The sequence below is a fragment of the Aeromicrobium changchenzhani genome, from assembly GCF_057586615.1.
This window is the reverse complement of sequence record NZ_CM172480.1, coordinates 2,125,156-2,142,568: the sequence shown is the minus strand read 5'-3', so window position 1 is coordinate 2,142,568 and position 17,413 is coordinate 2,125,156. Positions and strand designations below refer to the sequence as shown.

The 17,413-nt window shown below is 60.3% G+C and carries 19 protein-coding genes; 18 read left to right on the top strand and 1 reads right to left on the bottom strand.

From position 1 onward, the window contains the following. Window positions 1-6: 6 nt before the first annotated feature. Together AC2YB9_RS10880 and pdxS are read left to right on the top strand one after the other, a co-directional pair. Window positions 7-1,698 carry an FAD-dependent oxidoreductase gene (locus tag AC2YB9_RS10880; RefSeq protein WP_487265364.1) on the top strand — a complete coding sequence of 564 codons (1,692 nt, stop codon included), beginning with the start codon at window positions 7-9 and terminating at the stop codon, window positions 1,696-1,698. A gap of 80 nt (window positions 1,699-1,778) precedes the next feature. Further along, window positions 1,779-2,675 (top strand): pyridoxal 5'-phosphate synthase lyase subunit PdxS, encoded by an 897-nt coding sequence (gene pdxS / locus AC2YB9_RS10875; protein ID WP_487265363.1) that lies wholly within the window; start codon window positions 1,779-1,781, stop codon window positions 2,673-2,675. Between the two features lie 40 nt (window positions 2,676-2,715). Here the strand turns inward: pdxS and AC2YB9_RS10870 are convergent, their stop codons facing one another. Beyond that, on the bottom strand, window positions 2,716-3,996 hold the full coding sequence (locus AC2YB9_RS10870) for an HNH endonuclease (RefSeq protein WP_487265362.1): 1,281 nt from the start codon (window positions 3,994-3,996) through the stop codon (window positions 2,716-2,718). Window positions 3,997-4,414: 418 nt separating this feature from the next. Here AC2YB9_RS10870 and AC2YB9_RS10865 point away from each other — a divergent pair, with 418 nt between their 5' ends. From AC2YB9_RS10865 to AC2YB9_RS10790, 16 genes are all read left to right on the top strand, one after another. Then, window positions 4,415-4,993 (top strand): alternate-type signal peptide domain-containing protein, encoded by a 579-nt coding sequence (locus tag AC2YB9_RS10865; RefSeq protein WP_487265361.1) that lies wholly within the window; start codon window positions 4,415-4,417, stop codon window positions 4,991-4,993. 69 nt (window positions 4,994-5,062) lie between these two features. After that, window positions 5,063-5,623 (top strand): signal peptidase I, encoded by a 561-nt coding sequence (locus AC2YB9_RS10860; RefSeq protein ID WP_487265360.1) that lies wholly within the window; start codon window positions 5,063-5,065, stop codon window positions 5,621-5,623. Then, window positions 5,620-6,279: a hypothetical protein gene (locus tag AC2YB9_RS10855; RefSeq protein WP_487265359.1), complete on the top strand. Its 660-nt coding sequence runs from the start codon at window positions 5,620-5,622 to the stop codon at window positions 6,277-6,279. Before AC2YB9_RS10860 ends, AC2YB9_RS10855 begins: the two co-directional genes overlap by 4 nt. Next, the gene (locus tag AC2YB9_RS10850; protein WP_487265358.1) at window positions 6,272-6,955 is read left to right on the top strand and encodes a SipW-dependent-type signal peptide-containing protein; all 684 of its coding nucleotides are present in this window, start codon (window positions 6,272-6,274) and stop codon (window positions 6,953-6,955) included. Before AC2YB9_RS10855 ends, AC2YB9_RS10850 begins: the two co-directional genes overlap by 8 nt. Window positions 6,956-6,963: 8 nt before the next feature. After that, a complete protein-coding gene (locus AC2YB9_RS10845) occupies window positions 6,964-8,433 on the top strand; it encodes a signal peptidase I (protein WP_487265357.1) in 1,470 nt (489 codons plus the stop codon). A 496-nt stretch (window positions 8,434-8,929) separates the two neighbouring features. Continuing rightward, window positions 8,930-9,319, top strand: coding sequence for a hypothetical protein (locus AC2YB9_RS10840; RefSeq protein WP_487265356.1), 390 nt, complete (start codon window positions 8,930-8,932; stop codon window positions 9,317-9,319). 31 nt (window positions 9,320-9,350) lie between these two features. After that, complete coding sequence (gene pdxT / locus AC2YB9_RS10835) at window positions 9,351-9,950, top strand: pyridoxal 5'-phosphate synthase glutaminase subunit PdxT (protein WP_487268602.1); 600 nt, start codon at window positions 9,351-9,353, stop codon at window positions 9,948-9,950. A 57-nt stretch (window positions 9,951-10,007) separates the two neighbouring features. Next, a complete protein-coding gene (locus AC2YB9_RS10830; protein ID WP_487265355.1) occupies window positions 10,008-10,781 on the top strand; it encodes a YebC/PmpR family DNA-binding transcriptional regulator in 774 nt (257 codons plus the stop codon). Window positions 10,782-10,913: 132 nt separating this feature from the next. Next, window positions 10,914-11,462, top strand: coding sequence for a crossover junction endodeoxyribonuclease RuvC (gene ruvC, locus AC2YB9_RS10825; RefSeq protein WP_487265354.1), 549 nt, complete (start codon window positions 10,914-10,916; stop codon window positions 11,460-11,462). Continuing rightward, window positions 11,459-12,052, top strand: coding sequence for a Holliday junction branch migration protein RuvA (gene ruvA, locus AC2YB9_RS10820; protein WP_487265353.1), 594 nt, complete (start codon window positions 11,459-11,461; stop codon window positions 12,050-12,052). The genes ruvC and ruvA overlap by 4 nt, the downstream gene beginning before the upstream one ends. Window positions 12,053-12,054: 2 nt before the next feature. Beyond that, window positions 12,055-13,134 (top strand): Holliday junction branch migration DNA helicase RuvB, encoded by a 1,080-nt coding sequence (gene ruvB, locus AC2YB9_RS10815; RefSeq protein ID WP_487268600.1) that lies wholly within the window; start codon window positions 12,055-12,057, stop codon window positions 13,132-13,134. Window positions 13,135-13,236: 102 nt separating this feature from the next. After that, window positions 13,237-13,548 (top strand): preprotein translocase subunit YajC, encoded by a 312-nt coding sequence (gene yajC / locus AC2YB9_RS10810; RefSeq protein WP_487265352.1) that lies wholly within the window; start codon window positions 13,237-13,239, stop codon window positions 13,546-13,548. 4 nt (window positions 13,549-13,552) lie between these two features. Further along, window positions 13,553-15,193 (top strand): protein translocase subunit SecD, encoded by a 1,641-nt coding sequence (secD, locus tag AC2YB9_RS10805; protein WP_487265351.1) that lies wholly within the window; start codon window positions 13,553-13,555, stop codon window positions 15,191-15,193. Then, window positions 15,193-16,305 (top strand): protein translocase subunit SecF, encoded by a 1,113-nt coding sequence (gene secF / locus AC2YB9_RS10800; RefSeq protein ID WP_487265350.1) that lies wholly within the window; start codon window positions 15,193-15,195, stop codon window positions 16,303-16,305. The genes secD and secF overlap by 1 nt, the downstream gene beginning before the upstream one ends. A gap of 49 nt (window positions 16,306-16,354) precedes the next feature. Beyond that, the gene (locus AC2YB9_RS10795; protein ID WP_487265349.1) at window positions 16,355-16,759 is read left to right on the top strand and encodes a hypothetical protein; all 405 of its coding nucleotides are present in this window, start codon (window positions 16,355-16,357) and stop codon (window positions 16,757-16,759) included. Window positions 16,760-16,795: 36 nt separating this feature from the next. After that, window positions 16,796-17,332, top strand: coding sequence for an adenine phosphoribosyltransferase (locus AC2YB9_RS10790; RefSeq protein ID WP_487265348.1), 537 nt, complete (start codon window positions 16,796-16,798; stop codon window positions 17,330-17,332). The last annotated feature ends 81 nt before the right edge of the window (window positions 17,333-17,413 follow it).

Here is a 17,413-nt window from a genome sequence, read left to right as displayed (position 1 = left end):
GCCGCTATGCCCCATGTGGTCACGCAGGCTTGCTGCGGTGATGCGTCCTGCGTGTATGCGTGTCCGGTCAACTGCATCCACCCCACCCCAGACGAGCCCGACTTCGCGACCGCCGAGATGGTCTATATCGATCCGGCGTCGTGCGTTGATTGCGGGGCCTGCGTTAGCGCCTGCCCGGTCGCTGCAATTGTTCCGGGCGATCGGGTGCCCGAGGATCAACTCCCATTCGTCGCGATGAACGAGCTTTTCTATGCTGCCGGTCGGAACTATCCGGTTCAGGCACCCGTGCCTAAAACTGTCGAGATCGAGCCTGGCCTGCGGGCGCTTCGGGTCGCCATCGTGGGCGCCGGGCCGGCGGCGATGTATGCCGCCGATGAGCTGCTCAAACAGCCTGGCGTCGAGGTGACGGTTTTTGATCGGTTGCCGACGCCGCATGGGCTGGCGCGTGCTGGCGTCGCACCCGATCACGTGCACACCAAGGAGGTTGCCGACCTGTTCGCCAAGATCGAGGATCAGGACGGCTTCGCCTATTCGCTTAATGTCGAGGTCGGGCGGGATATCAGTCACGAGGAGTTGCGCCAGCATCATCATGCGGTGATTTATGCGACCGGAGCGTCCAAGGATCGGGCGCTGGGGATTCCGGGGGAGGAGCTGCCCGGCAGCATCACCGCAACCGACTTCGTGGCTTGGTACAACGGCCATCCCGATCAGGCCGAGCGGACTTTTGATCTGTCCGGACCACGTGTGGTCATCATTGGCAATGGCAATGTCGCGCTCGATGTGGCGCGCATCCTGACGACGGATCCAGATGAGCTGGCCGAGACCGACATTTCACCACGGGCTTTGGCTGCGCTCCGCGATAGCGGCATTGAAGAAGTCATGATTCTCGGGCGCAGGGGAGTGGCGCAGGCGGCTTACACGCTGCCCGAGCTCACCGGTCTGATCGGTCGCAGTGGGGTTGATCTGGTAGTCGATCGCACCGATCTCGTCCTCGACCCGATCACTGCTGCAGCGCGCGACGCGGATGACTTGGATGTCGGCCTTGAGCAGAAGATCGCGTTACTGGAAGAGATTGCCTGGCGCGGTGCGAAACGCAATCGGCGACGTATCGTGTTTGGCTTCTTGGCCGCCCCGCTTGAGTTCCTCGGTACCGATTCGGTCACGAGCATGCGGGTCGTACGCAATGAACTGCACGTAGACGACGCCGGAGTCGTGCGTGCTGTGCCGACCGATCGCGTTGAGGTGGTCGATGCCTCGCTCGTGCTCCGCTCGATCGGCTATCGCGGGGTTGCGGTGCCCGGCGTCGAATTCGATCAGGTCGGCGGAGTCATACCGAATGTGGCGGGGCGGGTGTCGACCGGGACGTATGTCGTGGGTTGGATCAAACGCGGTCCCAATGGATTCATCGGTACCAACAAGTCGTGCTCACGCGAAACGGTCAGCAACCTGTTACGTGATTTCAACGGGGGCGAATTGATTGAGCCGACCGGGTCTCGGGCCGAGTTTGCTGCCTTACTGGCTAGTCAAGGCTGCGAGATCGTGGACCTACGCGGTTGGCGTTCGATCAGTGCGGTTGAGCGTGCGCGCGGACGTACCCACGGGGCCGTGCGCGAGAAACTTATCTCGCGCTCCGAGTTGCTGGCCGCAGCGCGCTCGAAGCCGCCGCGCTCAAGGATTTTGGCGCGACTGTCCAGATGATGTCCGCCGTATTCGGCCGCTGCCGTCGCGGGTAGACTCGGAATTATCAATCCGGTGCGACAAATTGTTAAGGAACAGCAGTGAGCGACGAACAGACTTCGGTCGGCACGGGCCGCGTCAAGCGCGGCATGGCGGAAATGCTCAAGGGCGGCGTCATCATGGACGTGGTCAATGCCGAGCAGGCACGTATTGCCGAGGACGCTGGCGCAGTTGCCGTCATGGCACTCGAGCGTGTTCCCGCCGATATCCGTTCACAGGGCGGCGTGGCGCGGATGAGCGACCCCGACCTGATCGACGGAATCATCGCGGAAGTTTCGATCCCGGTTATGGCCAAGGCACGTATCGGCCATTTCGTTGAGGCGCAGGTGCTGCAGTCGCTCGGCGTCGATTACATCGATGAGTCCGAAGTGCTCACACCGGCTGATTATGCGAACCACATCGACAAGTGGAAGTTCACTGTTCCGTTCGTTTGTGGCGCGACCAACCTTGGCGAGGCGCTGCGGCGTATCACCGAGGGTGCGGCGATGATTCGCTCCAAGGGCGAAGCGGGCACGGGCGATGTGTCGAACGCGACCGGCCACATCCGCTCGATCAACGGCGAAATCCGTCGACTGTCAGCTATGTCCGAAGATGAGTTGTATGTCGCGGCCAAGGAACTTCAGGCGCCGTACGATCTGGTCAAGGAAATCGCCGAAGCCGGCAAACTTCCCGTCGTGCTGTTCGTCGCCGGTGGCATTGCGACGCCATCCGATGCGGCGATGATGATGCAGTTGGGTGCCGAGGGCGTTTTCGTCGGCTCCGGTATCTTCAAGTCGGGCAATCCGGAGGAGCGTGCCCAGGCCATCGTCAAGGCCACCACCTTCTTCGACGATCCCGATGTCATTGCGAAGGTTTCGCGTGGACTCGGCGAGGCCATGGTCGGCATCAACGTCGACGAAATCCCCGAACCGCACCGCCTGTCCGAACGCGGCTGGTAACCCGGCGCTCAACGAAACCAAGAGGGCAGAGCCCTCCTGCTTATGCTGCCCAGGGGTTGGCGACGGGTATGCGTTCTTCGTGGCGTAGGGGTTTCTGGAATGCGTCGACGCGTCTGGGCGGGATGACTTCGACGATTCCGTCGGCTCCCATCCGGGCGTCCCATTCGCCGTCGTGAAGCAGGTGGTGATGGAAGTAGCAAAAGAGTGCGCCATTGTCGAGGGTGGTTTCGCCGTCGTGTGAATGCCACACCAGATGATGAGCTTCACACCAGGCTGGCGGCCGATTGCAATTTTTCCAACAACAGCCGCCGTCTCTTTTAGCAAGGGCGATGCGTTGGTGTTTGGTGTAGATCCGCTTTTCGGTGCCGTAATCAAGAACCTTCGACTCGCCATCCAGCACCAAGGGAATCAACTGGGCGTTGCAGGCGAACCTGCGGGCCTGGGAGGCCGACATTTCCTCGCCGGTCGACAGCGACACGGTGCCGATCTGGTCACGCAACTGGTCAAGGTCCATACTGATCGTCACTGATGCGGCCAGGCCGCCATGGCTGGGCATCGCATCGGACGGCAAATGCTCCAACAACTCCAAGAAAGCACGCCCCATCCGTTCAGGATGTGAAAGCCGGCCGACAGCGGCATCAGAATGGGCGCCTTGTTCATCGCGTGAACCCAGTTGGAACGATTCCCGACGTGGTGAAGCGATCCCCTCCAAGCAGGCCTTCAAAATCGATGCCTGTGCGGTGGGCAGGAGCCCGCGGATCCGAGTCATCCCATCGCCACCATTAATAAGTTCAAGTTGGGTCGACCGCAACGCCTTCTGTTCCTGCTTCCTGAGCTGTTCACCCAAATACTCATCAACACCATCAGGATCGATGACTTCGAGGATCCGATTCGCGAGCCGGCTGAGGTTCTTCAACCCAAACTGTCCAGCCAATCCCAAAAGATGCTTTTCTGCGAGCGGTCGTTCAGCATCAGCATAGTCAGGAAGATCGTTGACCGCGGTCGCAATAATCTCGGCCTGATCGGAGTTGATCTCACCGGCCGCCCACGCAGCCTGCGTCGCCACAACGTTCGGGCTCATCTGTTCGGCACGACGCACCGTCTTGGAAGCCGTATAAGGCGAGATCTTCGTCAGGTTCGCGACCCACACACTCGCCGATGAATTGCCGGCCAGCCGAGGCAGGCCCCGCTCTATCGCCAGGCCCGTCAACCGGGCAGCTTCAGCCTCGAGCCGAGCGATCTTGGTGAACACCTCAACGACACCGGCGGTGACTTGCTCATCGCTGAGCTGCCACCCCTCCAGCTGCCTTGTGTCCACCATCACATCCCCCGATGCCCTCAAGATCTTTCATCGAACACCTGTTCGATCAATTACTTCTATCGTAGGCGCCGCCACCGACAAATACAACCCATTTTGCACAATAATTCGCTGCAATTGCAGGAAATAATCGGTCACACGGGCGACCACATACGAGCCTCGTTTCAATCCTAAACGTGGGCACTGACACCCGACAATGGCGCCGAAATCCCCGAGTCGCATCGCCTCGCTGAACGCGACTGGTGAGCCCAGCGATCGCCCGTTTTCGGGACTTAAGGCCCGACTTCACGGCATATGGCCCGTCTTTGGCTCTTTTTTAGTTCTTATGAAGTTCTTACGTCATAATTGCCTTATACGTACGTCATAGATATGTAAGTCCTTGATCGAACCTCGATCGGGACACTGATTGAGGGAGAATGGCATGAAGAAATCAACAAAAGGCGCAATAGCTGCGGCAGCAGCGGGAGTCCTGCTTCTCGGTGGCCTCGGTTCGCTGGCCTACTGGACCGCTACAGACACGGTTGACGGTGGATCGATCGAGGCTGGTGACCTCAAACTCACCGGCGGCGATTGTGGCGACACGTGGGTCTACGCCACCGGTTCTGCGAGCGCTGGCGACCCGGTGACACTCTTCGTGCCTGGTGACAAGGTGAGCCAAGTCTGCACGTTCGTGCTCCAGGCGACTGGTGACAACCTCTCGGCAAAGGTTGCGGTCCCCACGACGTTCACCCCCACCGAGACGCCGGTGGGAACATCGGCTGATTTCACCGTGACGGGCGGGTTCGCCATCGATGGGGCTAACGCACGGACGATTGCCAACAACGGCACCGTCAACTCCGCCGATGATGGGGCCACCATCACCGCGACAATCAATGTCACCGTTCCCTTCGGCACGGACGAAACTGGTACTCCCATTGTCAACGGCAACGACATGCAAGATCTGCTGGCCGAATTCGATGATATCGCGGTGACGCTCACTCAGGTCAATCCGAACCTCTGATTGGCGCGGGCTGCCTGGCGATGCATTAAAGCTTCCAGGCAGCCCACACCATCGGCAGGGGGGCAGTCGATGAAGCGAACACACGGAATACTCGGTTGGGCTGGCCAGGTGATCGCTTGGGTTGTGATTTTGGTTCTTGTCGCGGCCGTCTCGGCCGCAGTTCTCATACCGCGCATCGGCGGAGCAACTCCTTATACGATCCTCACCGGGTCGATGCAGCCGAAGTACCCGCCGGGGACGCTGGTGGTCATGAAGCCGGTGCCGCTCAAGGATGTTTCGGTGGGCACGATCATTACCTACCAATTGAAGTCCGGCAAGCCGACGGTAGTTACGCACCGGGTTGTTGCGGTGGCCACCTCGATCAAAGGCAGGCGAACATTCACCACCCAAGGTGATGCCAACAACGTCGCTGATGCAAAGCCAGTCAGGCCCGTTCAGATCAAGGGCAAGCTTTGGTACCACGTCCCTTATCTGGGCTACGTCAACAAGTTCATTACTGGGAGGGAGCGCCACATCACCATGATCATCGTTGTGTCAGGCCTCCTTCTCTATGCCGCTTATATGCTCACTAGTTCGTTGCGGGATCGGTTTCGCAAGTCGCGACACCGGAGCTCTGTGGATGCGTCATGAAGCGCTTTCTGGGCCGTCTCTTGGGTATGACGTTGTTAATCGCAGGAGCCTCAATCTCGCCGGCTTTCGCTGCCAACGAGCTCGGTCTCAGCCGCGACGGTGTGAACTGGACACACTCGATCACCAACCCAATCTTTGATGAGTCAATGCGGTGGGTGCCTGGTGATTCTGAGGCAGCCACGTTCTATGTGCGAAATCAGGGTGGAACGCTCGGTGATCTGACAGTTGACGTGCTGGGCTCCCGGGTGGGCGACCTGATCGACTCCGGCGACCTCCATGTCACTGCAAAAGGCGGCAATGGGAACTGGACCACGGTTTCCGAGGGCGGTACGCATCGGTTGCTGACCAGTCCCAACATCCCCGATGGCGCGGTTGAACCGATAAAGGTCACTGTTGCCTTCGATTTCTCCTCGCCAAATGCGACGCAAAACCGAGCATCAGATCTGGCCTTCCGTGTGACCCTGTCGCAGGCAGCTGCACTTGCGCCCACGGATGACGAAAAGGATGACACAAAAGGTGACGGGACCGGATCGTCAGGCCTACCCGTCACAGGTGCTCCCGCAATCGGTTGGTTCGTCGCAATCAGTGCCGTGTTGATAGGAATCGGGCTTGCATTGGTCCGGCGTCGACACGAAGAGGAGAGCGCAGATGTCTAGCCACGCCGCTCCTCGTCGCAAGAATTTTTGGCGTACTCTCACTTCCGCCCGTGCACGGGCTGTGTTGAGTCTAGGAATCCTGCTTGGATTCGGTGCAGTGGGCACCTCTGCATATTGGACCGATCAGGCGACGGTCAGCGTAGGCCCCATCAGTTCGGGATCGTTGGACCTCGTCCTGTCGCCGACAGCGACGATCCCGAGTTCGGCTTCGAACCCCGGTTTTGACACTGTGGGGCAGGGCGGTACCTGGACTTTCCCCGTTGTCGAGCTCGACGATGTCTTGCCTGGTGAATCCGTAGCCATGGAGATCTACATCCACAATGCCGGCTCGACACCGCTGAAGTTCACCGGCACAGCTCAGTCGTCTAGTAACAGCTTCGCAGGGAAGCTCCTCGTTACTACCAAACCCGGAGCAACAAAGGGAACGCCGACGGGAACGAGAGCGGACGGTGATCGGCGGGGCAACTGTGTGGGCGGAACCGCAAACTGGTGGACCAACGTGGCCATCAGCACCACTCCGAGCGCGATCACGCCATCAAACACACCCGTGACCCTGCAGCCGAGCACCTACCAGCGTCTCTGCATGCTGGTGACGTTCGACTCCACCGCAGGTAATGGGTTGCAGGATGTCTACACCACCATCACGGCCACCCTCGCAGCGGTTCAGCCGTCGTGAAGCCCAAAATGATGGAACAACGACCGAATTCATTCCCGCACTGGGTGCGAGGACTGGGGCAGGCGACCCTATGGGTTGGTGCGATCCTTGGGCTCCTTTCGATCGTTCTGACCGTAGCCACCTTCGCGTTTGGCGTGCAGCCCCTGGTGTTTCGCTCCGGATCAATGTCACCGGAAATCAACGCGGGCGCGCTGGCCTTCGCCAAAGAGGTGCCAGCCTCACAAGTCGTCGTCGGAGATGTCGTATCGGTCGTTGACAGCGATGGTCGGCGCGTCACGCACCGGGTCACGGCAAAAGCAACCGACGCGACCGATTCGGGAGCGGTTGATCTGACGCTCAAGGGCGACGCCAACGAAGCCGTGGACGCTGACCCGTACGTGATCAAAACCGCAGACAGAGTCATGTTTGACCTGCCCTACGCCGGGTATGTCGCGGCCTGGCTTTCGGGACCGGTGGGCATGTTTCTGGCCGGCCTAGTTGTGGCAGCAGTTTTGTTGTCGCTGTTTTTGCGACCTAGCCGAAGGCGGCCACCGAGCAGACGCGCTACGACCGGCAAGGGGTTGACCCTGCTCATCGCGATGGGTTTGCTCGCACCGGTCGGATTCGCGCAGGGCACAGCGACCGGAACCGACGCATACTTTTCGGACACTGCGGCGTTCGAAGCAGGGGTTATCGGCGCGCATCGCGTCCTCGCCTTCGAATGGCAGCCAACGCACTGCACGAATGTGGGTGTTGCGGTTCTTGGCTTCTATGGCAGCGTGCGGTTCAACTGGAAGATTCTCGACAAGCGGTATGAGACGGCATGGACATCTCCAGGTCTTATTGCAGGGTCAAAGATTGACTCTCAGACCGGTGCGGTTGGTGCGAACGTCTATACCGATTTCAGGGGCGGGATTCTCATTAACCCTGACTTCAAAAACCCCGTACTCTCGGGGGACACAGTGACGGTGACAGGCCGATCGCGACTGCGGTTGACGCCGGCTTGGGTCTCCGGGACTACGCGTGTGCAAGCGGTGGATCGAAGTTTGCTTGGTCGAGTCCGTTGTGCAGGCGAGGAGGTGCCCCCAGATGTTCTCATCACGCAACCCACTGATGCAGACCGCAGCCGTTCACAGGTTCAGACCGCGGTCAACAACGCGTGCGGTGGTTCGTCCCCGCTCAAGGCCGCTTGCGGCACCGCCCAGCCTTCGGGCAGTAAGACGATCACTGCTATCGAGTACGAGCTGAAACGGACCAACATCTTGGGAACCCGATGCTGGAATCCCGGAAACAGCACCTATCAGGCCGGTGCGTGCGGTACGTGGCGTCCCGCCACCTGGTCCACCGGCAGCGGGATAAGAAGTTGGTCCATCCCAAGCTCGAGCTCGGCATACACTGATCTGTGGGGAGCTGGTGCCTACACCATCACGGTAAAGGCCACCGACAGCAACGGTCAGGTCTTTACCCGGATAATCACCTTCGACGTAACGTTCCTCTGACCGTGGTTCGCGATCGCACGGAGTCGGTCGGCCGCAATCGATTCTGCGCGACCCGACCTAGTTGATCCTTGCCAGCCAACCCCATGACCTGAAACCCACGACTTGTATGTGACAGTCGCGAAGGCTTTCGCGATCTCTTCGATTTCGGTTGAGGCTCGATGTTCTTTGAGCCCCCGCTAGTGCATACTTAATCCATCACCCGCAGTCACGTTATGGGAGTTTCGTGGCGGGTGTGCAGAGGGAGCAGCAAGAGCTGCAGTCCACGTGGGCTGCGGTCTATCTGCTTTTTCTTCCCAGTCCCGGGAGGGAGTGGCGGCGGTAGGTTTGTTGAGTTGGTTCTCCCCCCTCCAGCCTGCCGCTGTCCGCTGGAGCTGCGCCTTTGCTGAGACCGTGCCCAGAAGTGTTATCCACACTGAGCCGTCGAGACGGTTGTGTTTTTGCCGGTGCTGCTCATAGATTGCTGGAAACGGTCAAGCGTATCGGGCACACTGGGAGGATGACGACGGTGGATCAGCAGACGTGGACGACGCTGGCGGCACTTGCCACGTTTGCGCTTGGCCTGTTTGTCTACCTCGTCGCTATGAAACGAGATTTGCGCGCCGACTTCAAGGCCGACATTGCCGGTCTGGATGCGAACCTGGATTCGACCCGAGGTGAGCTGAAAGGCGACCTTAATTCGATCCGGAATGAGCTTAAAGACGACATCGCTGATTTGGACGTGAAACTTGATTTAACACGTCGTGAACTCAAGGGTGACATTGCCGAAACTCGATCTGAACTCAAAGCAGAAATCGGCAAAGTCGAAGACCGACTCATCTCGTTGGAAAACCGGACCTACGACATCTCCGCCCGCCTCCCCGCGCCGCCAGCGGGTTCGGTGCCATGAGCACGCCCGGGGCCCATACACTCAATAGGTGATTCCACAACCTACGGTCGGCGTCTTCGCGCTTCAAGGCGATGTCCGTGAACACTTCCGTGCGCTTGCCAAACTCGGCCTCGAAGCGATCTCGGTACGCCGGCCCGAAGAGCTTGAGCGCTGCGATGCGTTGATCATGCCCGGTGGCGAATCGACGACGATGTATAAACTCGCCCGGATCTTCGAACTCTTCGAACCGCTGCAAGAACGCATCCAGGAAGGTATGCCGGTATTTGGCACCTGCGCCGGCATGATCATGCTGGCCGATCGGATCAACGACGGCGCCAAAGGACAGGAAACGCTAGGCGGCATCGACATCACAGTCCGGCGCAACGCCTTCGGCCGGCAGGTGGATTCATTCGAGGGCAATATCGATTTCGACGGCTTCGACTCGCCCATACATGCCGTGTTCATCCGTGCGCCGTGGGTCGAATCGATCGGCAACGACGTCGAGGTTCTTGCCACCGTTGATGCGGGGGAGTCCGGCGGTAGGATCGTCGCGGTCAAACAGGGCAACCTGCTCGCCACCTCATTTCACCCCGAGGTGAGCGATGATGACCGCATACACCGCTACTTTGTCGATATGGTCCTGACGGCATAGGTTCACGACACACCGAGTTCGAATTTGTAGATCCGCAGTTACCGAGAAGGGGGCCACATGTCCGGTCACTCCAAATGGGCGACAACCAAACACAAGAAAGCCATCGTCGACTCGCGACGCGGCAAAATGTTCGCCAAACTGATCAAGAACATCGAGGTTGCCGCCAAAATGGGCGGACCCGACCTCGACGGCAACCCGACCCTGTTCGACGCGGTCCAAAAAGCCAAAAAGTCCTCGGTCCCGATCGACAACATCAACCGTGCGGTCAAGCGCGGCGGTGGCCTCGATGCAGACGGTGTTGACTACATCACCATCATGTATGAGGGCTACGGCCCCGCCGGTGTGGCGTTCCTGATCGAATGTTTGACCGACAATCGCAACCGTGCTGCGATGGAAGTACGCACCGCGATGACACGCAACGGCGGCACAATGGCCGATCCCAACTCGGTGTCCTACATGTTCGCGCGCAAGGGCGTCATTATCGTGCCCGCCGAGCACGACGGCGTGGAGTTCACCGAGGATGACATCCTCATGGCGGTTCTCGACGCCGGTGCCGACCAAGTCAACGACCTCGACGGTTCCTTCGAAGTGGTCTGCGAGCCGACCGACTTGGTGGCCGTACGCAGCGCGCTGCAGGACGCCGGCATCGAATATGACTCGGCCGACGCTTTATTCGTCCCGTCGGTCACCGTTGTGGCCGACGCTGAAGCAGCCGGCAAGGTATTCCGACTGATCGACTTCCTGGAAGACTGCGATGACGTACAAAATGTCTTCGCCAACGTCGATGTCTCCGACGAAGTGCTGGCGCAACTGGCCGAAGACGACGACTGAGCCGACCGACTAGTTGGGCGGTGCGCTCGAGACTCGTCCGGCGAGTCTGCTTCTGCCTGACAGTGCACTCGACTAGAGTCTCGAACAGGTGTTCGGTGACAGCCTGGTCATCGTGGTCGTCGAGGAGGTGCCATGCGGGTTCTTGGGGTCGACCCTGGCCTGACGCGTTGTGGCTTCGGTGTCGTTGAGGGCACTGTCGGCCGACCATTGACGATGCTTGACGTCGGCGTTGCCCGCACACCGCCTGAGCTCGCGGTCGAGAAACGACTCCTATCGATCGGTACCGAGCTCGACGAATGGATCCGGCGCCATCACCCAGAGGTTGTGGCGCTTGAGCGTGTCTTCAGCCAACACAACGTGCGCACCGTCATGGGCACCGCCCAGGCCAGCGGCGTGGTGATGTTCATCGCCGCCAAACACGGACTGCCATTGGTTCTGCATACCCCCAGCGAGGTCAAGGCCTCGGTCACCGGAAGCGGCCGGGCCGACAAAGCACAGGTCACGATGATGGTCACACGATTGTTACGACTCACCGAGGCACCCAAACCCGCAGATGCTGCCGACGCCCTCGCGATCGCGATTTGTCACATTTGGCGTGGCGGTGCCACCAACCGATTGGCTGAGGCGGTCGCGCTCCATGGTTCACGTGCCGCCGGCACCGGCAAGGCAGGGATCCGTTGATTGCGTTCGTACGCGGCAAAGTTGCCGCCATCACCCTCAGTGCCGCCGTCATCGACGTTGGTGGCGTCGGTATGCAGGTCAAGTGCGCGCCCAACACTCTCGCGACGCTGCGTATCGGCCACGAAGCACAGGTGGCCACCTCAATGGTCGTACGCGAGGACTCACTGACGATCTTCGGTTTCGCTGACGATGATGAACGCGACATGTTCGAGCTTGCCCAGACGGCCAGCGGCGTCGGCCCCAAAGTCGCGCAGGCAATGCTTGCCGTGCTGTCCCCGGATCGGTTGCGGGCCGCGATCGCTGACGGCGATCTGTCTACTCTGACCTCGGTCCCGGGCATCGGCAAGAAGGGCGCCGAGCGCATCGTCCTCGAACTCAAAGACCGCATCGGTCCGGTCACCGCCGCTGCGCCGCAGACCGGTCGCGGTGCCTGGCGCGGCCAGGTCCATGACGCCTTGCTTGGTCTGGGTTGGAATGCTCGGGCCGCCGACGGCGCGGTTGACGCGGTCGCTGCCGACCTCCTGAACGGGAGCGAGCCGGACATCTCCTTCCTGTTGCGCGAAGCACTGCGTACGCTGTCGAAAGCATGAATATGGACACTGAACCCAGCAACGACGGGACAGACAGCGACCTCGACTTCGAGGGTGTTTTTGCGGGCGCCGCTTCCGAGGAACGGGCTTTCGAAGCAGCGCTGCGCCCCCGCACCCTTGAGGAACTGATCGGCCAGGAGCGCGTACGCGAACAGTTGGCACTCATGCTCGACGCGGCCCAGGCCCGCGGTCGGGCACCCGATCACGTTCTCTTGTCGGGGCCGCCCGGACTCGGCAAGACGACGATCGCGATGATCATCGCCCACCAGATGGCCGCGCCGCTGCGCATCACCAGCGGCCCGGCGATCCAACACGCTGGCGATCTGGCGGCAATCCTGTCGGGCATGAATGAGGGTGACGTCCTCTTCATCGACGAAATCCACCGCATGTCCCGACCTGCCGAAGAACTTCTTTACATCGCGATGGAAGACTTCCGCGTCGATGTTGTCGTCGGCAAAGGGCCGGGCGCGACCGCCATCCCGTTGGAGATCCCGCCGTTCACGGTGGTCGGCGCGACGACCCGAGCCGGCCTGCTGCCCAGCCCGTTGCGCGACCGTTTCGGCTTCACCGCGCAGCTGGAATATTACGAACCCGCCGAGTTGCATCGGATCGTTGACCGTTCGGCCGGATTGTTGTCACTCGCGATCACCGATGCCGGTGGTCTGGAGATCGCTTCGCGCTCGCGCGGCACGCCACGTATTGCCAACCGGCTACTCCGTCGGGTCCGCGACTATGCCGAGGTCCGCGCTGACGGCACGGTCAATGAAGCGGCAGCGCATGCCGCGCTCAGTCTGTATGAAGTCGACGCCCTCGGTCTCGACCGGCTCGATCGCGGCGTGCTGACCGCGCTGTGCAAGAGCTTTGGCGGGGGACCGGTCGGCATCTCGACGCTCGCGGTCGCCGTCGGCGAGGAACGCGAAACGGTCGAAGAGCTCGCCGAGCCATTCCTCGTACGATTGGGATTTCTGGCTCGAACCCCGCGTGGCCGGATCGCAACGGCCGCAGCATGGCGGCACCTCGGACTGGTCGCCCCGGTTGGCTTTGACCAATTGCCGATCGGAGAAACCGACCCCGAAGGGTGAGTCAAATCACCGGATGTGGAGCGGGGAGATAAACTACCCGATGGCCCAGAGGCCGATTTCGTCGTGCAGCGACGGAAACACTTCAATTCGGGAGAATTCACGATGGGCAGTTGGGATACTTACCTACCACTGGTACTTCTCGCACTCGTCTTCTGGCTGTTGATCCTGCGCCCCATGCGCAAGCGTCAGCAGGCTTTCAAAGAGACTCAAGGCGCGATCGGCGTGGGCTCGAACGTCATGCTTGGCAGCGGCATTTACGGCGAAGTTGTCTCGGTCATTGATGACAAGGCAGAGCTGAGAATCGCACCAGGAACCACGATCACGGTGGCTCGAGCCGCAATCGCGCGCGTTGAAGTCCCGATCAATCCCCATGACGCCGAAGCCGGCGCTCCGGAACAACCAGAAGGTAACTGAGTCTGTGGCAAGTCCCAAAAACACCAGGGCGGTACCGCATCCGAAGCGGACCCTCATCATCTTCATTGCAGTGATCATCGCGCTCTACGGCATCGTGGCGCTGACCGATCTGACGGCAAAGAAGGGTGATGACAGCGCGTGGCAGCCCAAATTGGGACTTGACCTTCAGGGCGGCACGCGCATCACGCTTCTCGCAAAGGATTCCACCGGCAAGATCCAGAAATCCAAACTCAAAGAAGCCCGCAACATCATCGACCAGCGGGTTAACGGCACGGGTGTCTCCGAAGCCGAAGTGACGACACAGAGCGACAATCAAGTGCTCATCGAAATCCCCGGCGAACAGAAGCAGGGGATTGCCGATCAGGTTGGCAAGACCGCCCAGCTCCGCTTCCGGCTGCTGTGGGCCGTCGGCAACAACACCAAGTCGCAAATGAAGCCCGATGAGATTAAGAAGGCCGTCGCCGCTGTCGACTGGAGCAAGCTGACGCTCGAGCAGAACATCGCCGCCGAAACCGAAGGCGTCAAGTCATTGCCGAAGGAATATCAACAGGCAATCTTGGCTCTGCAGGATCAGGCCAATGGCTTCGCCTGCACCAAGGCCGGCCTTACCACCGTTGACGACGTCGCCAATAAGGCGATGGTCACCTGCGATCCTAAAACGGGTGAAACAGAGGTGCTGAGCCCGACCGTCATCTCTGGCACCCAGATCAAGAGCGCCGACAACGTACTCAACCAGCAGAACAATGAATGGGTCGTCGCACTCGCGCTTAAGGGACAGGGCAAGAAAGATTTCTCCACCATCACCGACGCGCTCTACAAGCAGGAGCAGGGTGGCAACGAGCAGGCAAGCCGCTTCGCGATCGTCCTCGACGGTGAAACGTTGAGTGCTCCGACGACCAACGGACACTTCACCGACGGGAAGTCACAGATTTCCGGCGGCTTCACGATCAAGACCTCCAAAGCGCTGGCCAACTCGTTGAAATACGGCTCGCTGCCGTTGACGTTCACGATCGCCAATGTGAGTGCCGAGGGCCCCTCGCTGGCCGCCAGCCAACTCCAGGCGGGCCTGATCGCCGGTCTCGTCGGCCTATTTCTCGTGGTGGTCTATAGCTTGCTGTACTACCGAGGCCTCGGCCTTGTCGTCGTGGCATCGCTCGCGATAGCCGGCGCCATCACGTATGCCATGGTGTTGATCCTGGGCAAGGGGATGGGCTTCACCTTGACGCTCCCTGGCATCGCTGGCCTGATCGTGGCAATCGGTATCACCGCCGACTCGTTTATCGTGTTCTTCGAACGATTACGCGATGAAGTTCGTGATGGCAAATCATTGCGCCTTGCGGTTGAAACCGGCTGGGTCCGCGCCCGCGGCACAATCCTCGCCGCCGATGCGGTGTCGTTCTTGGCCGCACTGGTGCTCTACATCTTCGCAATCGGCGTGGTCCGCGGCTTCGCGTTCGCGCTCGGCCTGACGACCGTCATCGACGTCTTCGTGGTGTTCTTATTCACCAAACCCGTCGTGTCGCTGCTGGCCAAGACCAAGTTCTTCGGACAGGGTCACAAACTTTCCGGCTTCGACGCTTCACACCTGGGTATCCAGGGTCGAAAAGTCACCGAAATCGGACGTACTCCGGGAAGTAGGGCCTGATGGGCAAGCTCGGCAATTTTGGCCATGATCTTTATGAGGGGCACGTCTCGATCGACTTCGTCGGTCGCCGCAAACTCTGGTACTCAATCTCCGCAGTGATCTTGGTCCTGGTCACCGCTGGATTCTTTGCACGTGGTTTCAACATGGGCATCGAGTTCAAGGGCGGTGTGGAATTCACCGCAACGGTGCAGAAGACCGATAGCAATACGGTAGACATCATGACCAAAGCGGTCGCCAACGCCGGAATCCCGGATGCGAGTGACCCTCAGGTCATCACCTCGGGCAGCAACCGACTGCGCATCGACACCAAGCCACTCAGCCAAGACGATGCGTCGATCATTGACGCCGCTCTGACAAAAGCCGGTGCCACTGAAGTGAGCCAGAATCTGATCGGCCCGACTTGGGGTCAGGAGGTAGCAAGCAAAGCGCTCACCGGACTCATTGTGTTCATCGTTCTCGTCGTCATCTTCATCTGGGCCTATTTCCGCGAATGGCGTATGTCGCTGGCGGCGATCGTGGCGCTCGCACACGACCTCATCATCACCATCGGTGTGTATGCCTGGACCGGCTTTGAGATCACCCCAGCCACGATTACTGGTCTGCTGACGATTTTGGGCTATTCGCTCTATGACACCGTCGTCGTATTCGACAAGGTCAGAGAAAACACACGCGGCTTCCTCAAATCAAGCCAATACACCTACGCCGAGTCCTCGAACCTCGCGATCAATCAGACACTGGTCCGATCGATTAACACCTCGATTACGGCGCTGCTGCCGGTTGCCGCGCTGTTGCTCGTCGGTGTCACGGTGCTGGGCACCGGACCGCTGAAGGACCTCGCGTTGGCGTTGTTCGTGGGTATGGCCGCTGGTACCTATTCGTCGATCTTCATTGCGACTCCAATGGCTTCACAGCTCAAGGAGCGTGAACCGTCGACGATTGCGCAGGCGAAGCGTGTCATGGCCCGGCGCAACAAGTTGGTCGAACGCGAGGTCGCGGCCGAAGCCGAAGAAGGCAACGTGAAGACTGAGGTCGGCACGCGGCCGGTGCTTCAATCGGGATCGGCCAAACGTACCCAGCCCAAACGCACGACGAGATCGAAGCGAACCAAGTAGGGTCAAGGTTTGTTGGACTGCTGCCCCACGACGTGGAAGGTCTCGAACGGTGACCCACATACGTACCAAGTTCGTCCTGACACTGGGCGGCACGATCTTGGCGTGCTCGGCAGCTGCCGCTTGCGGTAGCCGCTCGATCAATACCTATTGCGCTGACCTGGCTGCCTCCGACGGCGACTACTTGGCGTTGGGTGCCGGCGACTCGGCCCAACTCGACAAGGCGCTTGCGCGCACGCATACGCTCGCGAAAGAAGCCCCCGATGCGGTCGCAGATGACTGGAAGGTCGTTGACACGGCCGTACGATCGCTTCGTAAGAACCTCAGTGCAGGCGACGATGAGCCGGCAGGGCCCGGCGATGCCATCGCCAAACTCAGTAGTACCGAATTCACCAACGCCACCCGATCGATCGCCAAGCATGCACAAGACGTGTGCAAACTAGACATCACCGGCTGAGCCGGACCAATGCAGTTATTCAGGAGTGAATCAACGATGATGGATCTGTCGCAAACGATCGACAAGCTGGTGCGGCCGATCGAGGACTGGCCGGTGCCCGGCGTGACCTTCCGCGATATCACGCCGCTCCTCGCCGATCCGACCGCGCTGCGCGAAGTCATCGAGGCGCTGGCCGAAATCGGTCGGACCATGACCGATGGGCCGATGGACGCGGTGCTCGGCATCGAGGCGCGCGGCTTCATCTTCGCCCCTGCGGTCGCGATCGCGCTCGGTGTGGGCTTCATCCCGGTCCGTAAGGCCGGCAAACTTCCCGCCGAATCACATGCCGTCACCTACGGCCTCGAATATGGGGAAGCGTCGATCGAAATGCATACCGATGCGCTGCCGACCGGCTCGCGAGTGCTGGTCGTTGATGATGTCTTAGCCACGGGTGGGACGATGGCAGCAGCAACTCGATTGGTCGAGACGGCCGGTTCGACTGTGGCCGGTAACCTCGTCGTCATCGAACTTCTCGACCTGCACGGCCGCGCAACTCTGCGCGGCACACCCACCGCCGCGCTGCGCGCTTACTGATCCTCAGGAGAACCTATGAACCAGCACCAGATCCGCGTTGTCGCGATTGTCGTTGTCCTCATGATGGTGATTGCGACGGGC